The sequence below is a fragment of the Adlercreutzia sp. DFI.6.23 genome (genome assembly GCF_024462535.1).
Taxonomy (GTDB): domain Bacteria; phylum Actinomycetota; class Coriobacteriia; order Coriobacteriales; family Eggerthellaceae; genus Adlercreutzia; species Adlercreutzia rubneri.
This window is the reverse complement of record NZ_JANGBP010000182.1, coordinates 1-404: the sequence shown is the minus strand read 5'-3', so window position 1 is coordinate 404 and position 404 is coordinate 1. Positions and strand designations below refer to the sequence as shown.

Below are 404 nucleotides of genomic sequence, written 5' to 3'. Positions count from 1 at the left end.
GGTCCGAGCTCCGCGATGAGCCGCTTGGCGAGCCACACCGGGAAGCCGTGCAGCCGCGCATAGGCGGCGATATCGGTGCGCGGGTTGCCGAAGGGGAAGGCCTCTTTGGCGCGCACCACGCGGCGCAGCACCGCATTGGCGAGACCGCCCGCGCGCGGCGCCACCGACTTCACCAGTTCGACGCCCTGAGCGACGGCGGCATGGGGGCTCTTCTGCAGAAAGATGATCTCGTAGGCCGACAGGCACAGCGCGTCGCGCACTGCCGGGGCCGCATCGTCGGGCGAGTCCATGCAGCCCGTGATGATGTCCTCCAGGGTGCCGCGCGTGCTGACCACTCCCAGCACGAGCCGGGTGGCGAAGGCCCGATCCTCCCGCGACAGGGGCGAGATATCGATGGTCTTGGC

The 404-nt window shown here is 70.0% G+C and carries 1 protein-coding gene; it reads right to left on the bottom strand.

Going from position 1 to position 404, the window contains the following annotated elements:
* Positions 1–404, bottom strand: a 404-nt coding sequence (locus NE591_RS12910; protein ID WP_305145255.1) for a transcription antitermination factor NusB, incomplete at both ends; no start/stop codon positions are given.